9 protein-coding genes and 2 pseudogenes are annotated in these 9,921 nt (G+C 70.1%); 10 read left to right on the top strand and 1 reads right to left on the bottom strand.

Annotated elements, in window-relative coordinates; translation table 11 throughout:
- Positions 1 to 300, top strand: a pseudogene (locus NQ160_RS12295) (2-succinyl-5-enolpyruvyl-6-hydroxy-3-cyclohexene-1-carboxylate synthase); the annotation flags it as partial.
- Between the two features lie 48 nt (positions 301 to 348).
- Positions 349 to 1,212, top strand: a complete 864-nt coding sequence (locus NQ160_RS12300; protein ID WP_257515520.1) for a PPK2 family polyphosphate kinase — start codon at positions 349 to 351, stop codon at positions 1,210 to 1,212.
- A 149-nt stretch (positions 1,213 to 1,361) separates the two neighbouring features.
- Here NQ160_RS12300 and NQ160_RS12305 read toward each other — a convergent pair whose 3' ends face one another.
- The gene (locus tag NQ160_RS12305; RefSeq protein ID WP_306853249.1) at positions 1,362 to 2,648 is read right to left on the bottom strand and encodes an isochorismate synthase; all 1,287 of its coding nucleotides are present in this window, start codon (positions 2,646 to 2,648) and stop codon (positions 1,362 to 1,364) included.
- 28 nt (positions 2,649 to 2,676) lie between these two features.
- Here NQ160_RS12305 and NQ160_RS12310 point away from each other — a divergent pair, with 28 nt between their 5' ends.
- The 8 genes and pseudogenes from NQ160_RS12310 to NQ160_RS12345 all read left to right on the top strand — a co-directional run.
- The gene (locus tag NQ160_RS12310) at positions 2,677 to 3,243 is read left to right on the top strand and encodes a YgaC family protein (RefSeq protein WP_257515522.1); all 567 of its coding nucleotides are present in this window, start codon (positions 2,677 to 2,679) and stop codon (positions 3,241 to 3,243) included.
- 9 nt (positions 3,244 to 3,252) lie between these two features.
- A complete protein-coding gene (locus tag NQ160_RS12315) occupies positions 3,253 to 3,978 on the top strand; it encodes a demethylmenaquinone methyltransferase (protein ID WP_257515523.1) in 726 nt (241 codons plus the stop codon).
- 42 nt (positions 3,979 to 4,020) lie between these two features.
- The gene (locus tag NQ160_RS12320) at positions 4,021 to 5,082 is read left to right on the top strand and encodes a polyprenyl synthetase family protein (RefSeq protein WP_257515524.1); all 1,062 of its coding nucleotides are present in this window, start codon (positions 4,021 to 4,023) and stop codon (positions 5,080 to 5,082) included.
- 61 nt (positions 5,083 to 5,143) lie between these two features.
- Complete coding sequence (locus NQ160_RS12325) at positions 5,144 to 6,517, top strand: FAD-dependent oxidoreductase (RefSeq protein WP_257515525.1); 1,374 nt, start codon at positions 5,144 to 5,146, stop codon at positions 6,515 to 6,517.
- Between the two features lie 159 nt (positions 6,518 to 6,676).
- Complete coding sequence (locus NQ160_RS12330) at positions 6,677 to 7,663, top strand: alpha/beta hydrolase (RefSeq protein ID WP_257515526.1); 987 nt, start codon at positions 6,677 to 6,679, stop codon at positions 7,661 to 7,663.
- Positions 7,664 to 7,728: 65 nt separating this feature from the next.
- Complete coding sequence (locus NQ160_RS12335; protein ID WP_257515527.1) at positions 7,729 to 9,039, top strand: hemolysin family protein; 1,311 nt, start codon at positions 7,729 to 7,731, stop codon at positions 9,037 to 9,039.
- A 48-nt stretch (positions 9,040 to 9,087) separates the two neighbouring features.
- Positions 9,088 to 9,441 (top strand): hypothetical protein, encoded by a 354-nt coding sequence (locus NQ160_RS12340; RefSeq protein WP_257515528.1) that lies wholly within the window; start codon positions 9,088 to 9,090, stop codon positions 9,439 to 9,441.
- Positions 9,442 to 9,587: 146 nt separating this feature from the next.
- Positions 9,588 to 9,921 (top strand): annotated as a pseudogene (locus tag NQ160_RS12345) (hypothetical protein); the annotation flags it as partial.

Genomic DNA, 9,921 nt, shown 5'->3' on the forward strand with positions numbered 1-9,921 from the left:
GCCTTCCTCCACGATGTGGGCGCGCTGCTGCTGCCCCCGCACGAGCACGAGCCGCGCATTCAGGTGATCGTCGGCAACGACGGCGGCGGCACGATCTTCGACGGTCTCGAGGTCGCGGCTGTGGCGGGGTCCTCGGCGATGGACCGCGTGCTGTACACGCCGCAGACCGCACGGCTCGAGCCGCTGGCCACCGCGTACGGCTGGGAGTACCAGCGGGTGACCACGCGCGCCGCGCTCGATCAGGCGCTCACCTCGCCCGTCGGCGGCCGCCAGCTCATCGAGGTTCCCCTGCCGCGCTGAGCGACAGAAGCAGGTGCCGCGGAGCTCGGCATCCGCCATGATGACTGCATGACCGCGATACGTCAGTCCAATGTCAACGTCGACCTGGTCGAGGCGCTGCGGGTGCGGGAGGGGTTCCGCCTCGCCGACGTCGACACCCGTGCGACGCCGGGGTACGGGAAGGACAAGGCCAAGGCCGCCGAGGATCTCGTCGTCGGGGCGCACGAGTTCGACGAACTGCAGGAGCGGCTCTACGCCCAGAGCCGGGAGGACCACTCCAAGCCCTCGGTGCTGCTGGTGCTGCAGGCGATGGACACCGCCGGAAAGGGCGGCATCGTGCGCCACGTGATCGGTGCGACCGACCCTCAGGGCATCCATCTGAAGGCGTTCAAGAAGCCCACCAAGGAGGAACTCGCGCACGACTTCCTCTGGCGCATCGAGAAGAACGTCCCCCACCCCGGTTACATCGGCGTCTTCGACCGCTCGCATTACGAGGATGTGCTGATCGGACGGGTGCGTGAGCTCGCACCGCCGGAGGAGATCGAGCGCCGCTACGGAGCCATCAACGACTTCGAGAGGCGCATCACGGACGAGGGCACCTCCATCGTGAAGGTGATGCTGCACATCTCGCCGGCCGAGCAGAAGGAGCGGCTGATGCAGCGCCTGGAGCGGCCCGAGAAGTACTGGAAGTACAACCCCGGCGACATCGACGAACGGCTCCTCTGGCCGCAGTACATGGATGCCTACCAGACCGTGTTCGACCGGACCTCCACCGACGTCGCCCCCTGGTACGTCGTCCCCGCCGGTCGCAAGTGGTACGCACGCCTCGCGGTGCAGCACCTGCTGCTGGCGACCTTGGAGCGCCTCGACCCGCAGTGGCCGCCGGCCACCTTCGACGTCGAGGCGGAGAAGAAGCGCCTCGCGGCGACCTAGCCGGCGGGTGCTTCGGGGCCGGAACGTCCCGTCGCACGGGTTCGCCTGTCGCGTTCTGTTGCTTGTGCGGGCGGGAAACCGTCATCCGCGACGGGGGAGCACGGGGAGGGTGGGCGCCGGCGGGCGTCGGCCGCAGACGCGCCGGAGAGTCAGGCCAGCGCGTCGACGATCGGCCGGAACTTCACGCGTGTCTCGATGAGCTCGGTCTCGGGGTCGCTGCCCGCGACGATGCCGGCGCCCGCGTACGCGGTCGCGGCGATCGGCGCGCCCGGCGCCGCGGCGGCGTCGAACTGGGCGCACCGCAGCGCGATGGCCCACTCGCCGTCGCCGTGGGCGTCGATCCACCCGACCGGGCCTGCGTAGCGACCGCGGTCGAACGGCTCGATGCGGTGGATGAGCTCCACGGCGGCAGCCGTCGGCGTGCCGGCGACGGCGGCGGTGGGGTGCAGCGCGCTCACGAGGTCGAGAGCGGATGCCGCGCCGCGCAGTTCCCCCTCGACGTCGGTGGCGAGGTGCCAGACGTTGGGGAGCTTCAGCGTGAACGGCGCATCGCTCGCCGCGAGCGCGCGGGTGTGGGGGCGGAGCGACGCGAGCACGCTCTGCACGGCGAACTCGTGCTCGTCTGTGTCCTTGGGGCTCGAGGCCAGGGCCGACGCCGCGGCGGTGTCGGCGTCGGCATCCGCCCCGCGCGGTGTGGTGCCGGCGAGCACGCGTGCCGTGACGGTGCCGCCGTGCACGGTGACGAGGGTCTCGGGGCTCGCGCCGATGAGGCCGTCGACGGCGAACACCCAGGTGTCGGGATAGTCGGATGCCAGGGCGCGCGCGAGTCGCCGCAGATCCGAGCCCACGGGTACGCTGCCGCGCAGGTCGCGGGCCAGCACCACCTTGCCGACCTCGCCCGCGGCGATGGCGTCGAGGCCTGCCTGCACGGCGGCCATGTATCCGGCCGGGGACTGCTCGCCGGGGCCGAGGGTGCCCGACCAGTGCGGTCCGTACGGCGTCTCGATGGGCTCGAGCGGACCGTCGCCGTCCCCGAGCAGGTCGCGCGCCTCGTCGCCCGCCCCTGCGTCGGCGTGCGTGATCGTGGTGACCCACGACCGGCCGCCGCGACGGCCGACGATCACGCGGGGAACGCTCAGCACGCTGTCGCGGTGCGAGCGGGCGTCGAACGCCAGTGCGCCGAAGGCGACGAGGCCGGTGCCTGGCAGGCCCAGCGGGTCGTCGATGTCCGCCGCCGCGGACAGCTGCTTCCAGCCATCGGCGAGCGAGCCGTAGGTCTCGGCGCCGTTACCGCTGAACGCGTATGCCGTGCCGTATCCGACCATGCCGTCGCCGCGGCGGATCCACGCCTTCGGGTGCGATGGGGACGTGAACGGCAGCAGGTCCTCGACGTGGTCGATCTCCCGCGTCCGCACGACGAGGCGCGGAGGAGTCAAAGTCACCCCTCAAGCCTAGACTCGCCAGATGGACGCGACCTCCGCGGCATCCGACCGCCCCGCCCCCGGTACACCGCTGCTGTTCCGCTGGCGGAAGTGGGACGGCGGCACCCACTGGGTGCACGAGTGCGTGTACCTCGGGAGCGACCAGTGGGGGGACTGGGTGGGGCAGCGCGTCGGCGACCGCAGCGTGCGCCCGGGGCGCGACATCGTCACCGAGTACCCCGATGTCACGCTGATCCCGCCGGACGGCACCTGGGTGCTCACCCGCAACTCGCCGCCGCACCGCACCCGCATCTACATCGACATTGCGTGGGACGTCGGCTGGCAGGACGGCGAGCCTGTCGGCATCGACATGGACCTGGATGTCGTGAAGCGCGTCGGCACCGAGGTCTACATCGAGGACCGCGACGAGTGGGAGGAGCACCGGGTGTTCTATGGCTACCCGCTCGATCTCGTCGACCGACTGGAGCAGGTCGCCGTCGATCTCGAGGCGCGGGTGCGTGCCGGTGAGGCGCCCTTCGACGACGCGACCGCCGAGCGCTGGTTCGCCCGCCTGGCGGAGTTCAGCGAGGCCGGCGGCGCCGCGCCGTAGGATCGAGGGGTGACCTCCGAACCTCTGCGCGCCGATCTCGGCAAGGACCCTGCCCGTGTGAGCGGCATGTTCGACGAGGTCGCTCCCGCCTATGACCGCACGAATACCGTGCTGAGCCTGGGCAACGACCGGCTGTGGCGCGTGGCCACCACCCGCGCGGTCGCCCCGCGTCCAGGACAGCGCATCCTCGACCTCGCCGCCGGCACCGGGGCGAGCTCGGTCGCGCTCGCCGCGAGCGGCGCCGAAGTGGTCGCCGCCGACTTCTCGCCCGGCATGATCGCCGAGGGGCGGCGCCGGCACGGTTCCGCGCCCAACCTGTCGTTCGTCGAAGCGGATGCCACGGCTCTGCCCTTCGAAGACGACGCGTTCGACGCGGTGACCATCTCGTTCGGCCTGCGCAACGTCAACGACCCCAAGAAGGCCCTCGCCGAGATGCTGCGGGTCACCGCTCCCGGCGGGCGCCTGGTGATCTGCGAGTTCTCGCACCCCCGCTCGCCCGCGTTCGCCGGCCTGTACCGCTTCTACAACGACCGGGTGCTGCCGGTGGTCGCCCGTGCCGTCAGCTCGAACGCCGCGGCCTACGACTACCTCAACGAGTCGATCCGCGACTGGCCCGACCAGCCCACGCTCAGTGCCTGGATGCGCGAGGCGGGGTGGGCGGACGTCGCCTACCGCGACCTCACCTTCGGCATCGTCGCCTTGCACCGCGCTCGTAAGCCGCTGACTGGTCGCTGAGCAGTCAGCTCGGGCCGACGCGACCCCGGTAGGCTGGATAGCGTGACTGCGAGCCCTTCCACGCCGGGTACCCGCCTGGCGAGCCGCCTCGGCCTGACCGAGCGCGTGTTCGCCGGTCCCCGCGCGCGCAAGCTGATCGCGCGGATCGAAGCCGGTCTCGACAGTGTCGAGGCGAACATGGCCGCCGAGCTGAAGACCACCGACGCCCTGGCGGATGCCACGGGCCGCTACCTCTACGAGGCAGGCGGCAAGCGCGTGCGCCCGATGCTGGCGATGCTGACCGCGCAGCTGGGCGACGGAGCCACCGACGAGGTCATCGCGGCGGCCACCGCCCTCGAGCTCACGCACCTGGGCTCGCTCTACCACGACGACGTCATGGACGGCGCGGACGTGCGCCGCGGCGTGCCGAGCGCCCACGCAGTGTGGGGCAACAACGTCGCCATTCTCACCGGTGACCTGCTGTTCTCCCGGGCCAGCCAGATCATGGCGCGGCTCGGCGAGCAGGCGATCCATCTGCAGGCCGACACCTTCGAGCGCCTCGTGCTCGGCCAGATGCACGAAACCGTCGGCCCGCAGGCATCCGATGATCCCGTCGCCTTCTACCTGCAGGTGCTCGCCGACAAGACCGGCTCGCTGATTGCGGCATCCGCTCAGGCGGGAGTCATCTTCGGCAACGCGCCGCGTGAATTCGAGCAGCCGATGGTCGCCTTCGGCGAGAAGGCCGGCGTTGCGTTCCAGCTGCTGGACGATGTCATCGACCTGTCCGCCGACCCCGACGAGACCGGCAAGGTTCCCGGCACCGACCTGCGCGCCGGTGTGCCGACCATGCCGTACCTGCTGCTGGGGCAGCGGACGGATGCAGCATCCGTCGCCCTTCGCGCCGAGATCGACGAAGGGGTCGCGCTCATCGCCGACGGCGCCGATCCGGCCATCCTCGACGAGCCCCTCGCGCGGTTGCGCGATCACGAGGCGACGGCCGCGACCCAGGCTCTCGCCGGGGAATGGTCGGACGCCGCGATCGCCGCCCTCGAGCCCCTTCCCGACGGCGCCGTGCGCGAAGCGCTCACCCGGTTCGCGCGCGCCGTCGCCGACCGATCCAGCTGACCGGCGCCGGACCCGGCTCTCAAGAGCCCCCGCGACGTCGACCACGAAAGGACCACCACCCATGACCAAGCTGCGACTCGCGATCGTCGGCGCCGGGCCGGCAGGCATCTACGCCGCCGACCTCCTCCTCAAAGCCGAGCGTCGCTTCGACGTGTCGATCGACCTGTTCGAGCAGCTTCCCGCGCCTTATGGCCTTGTGCGCTACGGCGTCGCCCCTGACCACCCGCGCATCAAGGGCATCATCAACGCGCTGCGCGAGGTGCTCGACCGTGGTGACATCCGCCTGTTCGGCAACGTGCGGTACGGCGAGGACATCACCCTCGAGGACCTCAAGCGGCACTACAACGCGGTGATCTTCGCCACCGGCGCCATCCGCGACACCTCTCTGGACATCCCCGGCATCGACGCCGAAGGGTCATACGGCGCCGCTGACTTCGTCAGCTGGTTCGACGGCCACCCCGACGTGCCCCGCACCTGGCCGCTGGAGGCCGAGTCGATCGCCGTCATCGGCAACGGCAACGTGGCCCTCGACGTCACGCGCATGCTGGTCAAGCACCCCGAAGATCTGCTTCCCACCGAGATTCCCGACAACGTCTACGAGGGCCTCAAGGCCTCGCCGGTCACCGACGTGCACGTGTTCGGTCGTCGCGGACCGGCGCAGGTGAAGTTCACCCCGCTCGAGTTGCGTGAGCTCGGTGAGCTGCGCGACGTCGACATGGTCGTCTACGACGAGGACTTCGACTACGACGAGGCATCCCGTGCGGCCGTCGCCAGCAACAAGCAGGTCATGGTGATCGACCGGGTGCTGCAGTCGTGGCGCCAGCGACCCTCGGTCAACAACGCCGGTGGCGAGGCGTCGCGCCGGCTGCACCTGCACTTCTGGGCAAAACCCGTCGAGGTGAAGACGGATGCCGAGGGCCGCGTGACCGCCTTCGTGTACGAGCGCACCCGTCCCGACGGCCAGGGCGGCGTCGAGGGCACCGGCGAACTGCGGGAGGTGGCCGTTCAGGCGCTCTACCGTGCCGTCGGATACTTCGGATCCCCCCTTCCCGGAGTGCCGTTCGACAAGCGGCACGGCGTCATCCCGAACCAGGAGGGCCAGGTGATCCACAAGGACTCCAACGAGCGGGTCCCCGGCGTCTACGCGACGGGCTGGATCAAGCGCGGACCGGTCGGCCTCATCGGCCACACCAAGTCGGATGCCATGGAGACGGTCGGGCACATCATCAACGACCAGGGCTCGTGGTGGACGCCCGAGGACCCCTCGGAAGAGGCGATCCCCGAGCTGCTGGCATCCCGCGGCGTGCGGTGGACCGACCTCGAGGGCTGGCACCGTCTCGACGAGTACGAGGTCGCGCTCGGCGCCGCGCGCGAGCGCGCCCGCATCAAGGTCGTCTCCCGCGAGGAGATGATCACGGTCTCACGCGGCGAGTAGCGCGCGCTCAGCCGGGCGGTGCGGCAGGCGCGGGGTCCCTCGGGGCGCTTCGCCTGTCGCGGATCGCGGTTTCCCGTGCCCGGAAGCGACGACATGCGACAGGCGAGCGGGTGCCTCCGAGCCCGGCGGCGCGCGCGTGAGCATCGTAGGCTGACCCCCATGGCCGAGCAGTGGACCACCGACATCCTGGGGGCGCCGTTCGAGAGCCTCACCCTGCCTCTCGGCAACGACGACGAAGGTCCGGTGGTGGCAACGCTCGTCCGGAGCCTCCCGTCGCTCACGGCGCGCATGACCCAGCCCTTGCGCGACGTCGACGTGCTCTATGTGCACGGCTGGTCGGACTACTTCTTCCAGACCGAGCTCGCCCGGTTCTGGAATCACCTGGGGGCCCGGTTCCACGCGCTGGACCTGCGCAAGTACGGACGCAGCCTGCGCGAGGGGCAGACACCCGGCTACATCAACAGCCTCGACGAATACGGCGCCGACATCGGCGCGGCGCTCGCGGTGATGGGGCACGCGCCGAATGCCGCCTCGGGTCGTCGGCTGGTGCTGATGGGGCACTCCACCGGCGGGTTGACGTTGACGCTCTGGGCCGCCCGGCACCCGGGTCGCGCATCGGCACTCGTGCTCAACAGCCCGTGGCTGGAGCTACAGCTGGGCGCGATCGGACGCCAGGCGATCGCGCCCCTGGTCCAAGTGCGGGCGCGGGTGGATCCGCTCGGCACCCACCCGGCGGTCGACCTCGGGTTCTACACGCGTGCGCAGACCGAGCTGGGGTCGCTGCCGGCCGACCCGCCGCGCGCCCAGTGGCGACCGGACCGGGGCTTCGCGACGCACCCTGGATGGCTCGCGGCGATCCTCGAAGGGCATCGCCGGGTGTCAGCGGGGCTGGATGTCGGGTGTCCCGCTCTGGTGATGCTGGCGGAGCGGTCGTCCAATCCCATGGTGTGGTCGCAGGACATGACCTCCACCGACTCGGTGCTGGTCGTCGACGACATCGCCAAGGCGGCCACCCGCATCGGGAAGCGCGTCAGTGTGGAGCGGATCAACGGCGGCATCCACGACCTCTTCCTCTCCAGCGCCGACCCTCGGGCTGAGGCCTATGCCGCCCTGCAGCGGTGGCTCACGCGCGGTGCAGTGCGCTGAGCGGTTTCATACGCTGGAGGCATGAACGCATCTGATCGGATGCCGCGGCCGCGGGGAGCCCGACGATGAGCGGGGACCTGCTGCTCAACATCGCGCTCGTCATCGTCTTCGTGCTGATCGGCGGGGTGTTCGCCGCCACCGAGATGGCGTTGGTCACGTTGCGGGAAAGTCAGGTCAACGCCATCGCCCTGCGCGGCCCCCGTGGCCAGAAGGTCGCCGAGCTGGCACGCAACCCGAACACCTTCCTCTCCGCCGTGCAGATCGGGGTGACGGTCGCCGGGTTCGCCTCGGCGGCCTTCGGCGCTTCGTCGATCGCGCCATCCCTGGCCCCGCTGTTCGTCTCGTGGGGATGGTCGCAGTCGACGGCGACGCTCGTCGCGACCATTCTGCTCACCCTGGTGATCGCCTACCTCTCGCTGGTGCTGGGGGAGCTCGTGCCCAAGCGGCTGGCCATTCAGCGCAACGCGCAGTTCGCCTATGGCATCGCCCCGCTCGTGAACGGGTTCGCGCGGCTCATGCGTCCGGTGATCTGGCTGCTGTCCGTCTCGACGAACTCCATGGTGCGACTGCTGGGCGGCGACCCGAACAAGACGGCGGAGGGCCTGAGCGACGAGGAGCTGCGCGACATCGTCTCGAGCCACGAAGGGCTCCCCGAAGATGAGCGGCGCATCCTCGACGACGTGCTGTCGATCCGGCACCGGCACCTGAGCGAGGTCATGCGGCCACGGCCCGAGGTGGTCACGCTGGACCTCGACAACACCGTCTCGTCGGCGGCGGGCCGGGTGCGCGACCTGCCGTTCTCGCGATACCCGATCGTCGACCAGTCGATCGACGACATCACCGGGTTCGTGCACGTGCGTGACGTCCTCGAGGCGGCCGCGGCCGACCCTGAAGCGCCGCTCGCCGGCATCGTCCGCCCCATCCGCTACCTGCCGGCCACGGCACGGGTGCTCCCGACCCTCACCGGCATGCGCGCCGAGAACGACCAGATCGCCGTCGTGGTGGACGAGTACGGCGGCACCGACGGCATCGTCACCCTCGAGGACCTCGTCGAGGAGGTCGTGGGGGAGATCTTCGACGAGTACGACACCGAGGTGGCACCGGCGGCGCTCGCCGCCCACGGGGGTCTCGTCGACGGGCGCCTGAACCTGCAGGACTTCGAAGAGGCCACCGGCATCAGCCTGCCGCGGGGCGCCTCGGACACGGTGGCCGGGTTCGTGGTGGAGCAGCTGGGGCGTCTGGCGGTCATCGGCGACAAGGTGGAAGTCGGCGGGGCCACGATCCAAGTCGCCGAGATCGACCGGCGGCGCATCTCGCGCCTGCTCGTGACCCCGCACGACGCGGGGGAGACGGTGTCTGCCGCAGACCGCAGCTGACCCCGCCGACTGGTAAGTGTTCCGACACCGTGTCGGTAAGGTGGGGGTATGGAGATTCTGAAGAACGTCATCCTCGCCCTTCACATCATCGGTGTGGCCGCGCTGCTCGGAGGCGTGCTCTACCAGATGGGATCCGCCCGTCGCGGCACGCCCCGCGTGCTGCCCGCCATGATGCACGGCGCTTGGACCATGCTCGTCACCGGCATCGCGCTCGTCGGCCTGCAGTACCCCCTCGGCAACGAGGTCAACAACGTCAAGATCAGCGTCAAGCTCGCCGTTCTGATCGCGATCATCGTCATCGCGCTGGTCAACCGCAAAAAGGATCAGGTCGCCTCGTGGGTGCTGCCCTCGATCGGTCTGCTCACCGTCGTGAACGTCCTGCTCGCAACGGTCTGGAAGTAATCACCGGCCGGATCCGTCCGGCTGCTCGAGCGATGCCCGCCCCGGTCTCCGGCGGCGGGCATCGTCGTCTGCGGCGCAGGCGCGCGGCGCGTCCACGGCCCTGCCTGAGCGCCTCTCTCAGTTTTTACTGACATACTGTCGGCATCATGTCGACGAGTGTCGACAAACTCACGATCAGAAAGACCTTCATGTTCCTTGCCTTGCGCGAACTGAAATTCGCCCGCGGCCGCTTCGCGTTGATGGGCGTGGTCATCGCCCTCATCTCGCTGCTGGTCGTGCTCTTGTCGGGCCTGTCCTCCGGACTGGTCAATGACGGGGTCTCCGGCCTCAAATCCATGCCCGCCAGCGCCTTCGCCTTCGACGGCGGCACCAAAGCGGACAATGCGTTCAGCCGCTCCGTCGTCGACGAAGATCAGCTCGCGGCCTGGGACGGTGTCGAGGGCATCGCCGAGGCCGAGCCGATGGGCGTCAACATCGTCA

The sequence above is a fragment of the Microbacterium sp. zg.Y909 genome, from assembly GCF_024626565.1.

Bases quoted from the DNA above. Each gene is read 5' to 3' on its own strand.
- NQ160_RS12300 (WP_257515520.1), top strand. From the start codon at position 349: ATGACCGCGATACGTCAGTCCAATGTCAACGTCGACCTGGTCGAGGCG.
- NQ160_RS12310 (WP_257515522.1), top strand. From the start codon at position 2,677: ATGGACGCGACCTCCGCGGCATCCGACCGCCCCGCCCCCGGTACACCG.
- NQ160_RS12325 (WP_257515525.1), top strand. From the start codon at position 5,144: ATGACCAAGCTGCGACTCGCGATCGTCGGCGCCGGGCCGGCAGGCATC.
- NQ160_RS12330 (WP_257515526.1), top strand. From the start codon at position 6,677: ATGGCCGAGCAGTGGACCACCGACATCCTGGGGGCGCCGTTCGAGAGC.
- NQ160_RS12335 (WP_257515527.1), top strand. From the start codon at position 7,729: ATGAGCGGGGACCTGCTGCTCAACATCGCGCTCGTCATCGTCTTCGTG.
- NQ160_RS12340 (WP_257515528.1), top strand. From the start codon at position 9,088: ATGGAGATTCTGAAGAACGTCATCCTCGCCCTTCACATCATCGGTGTG.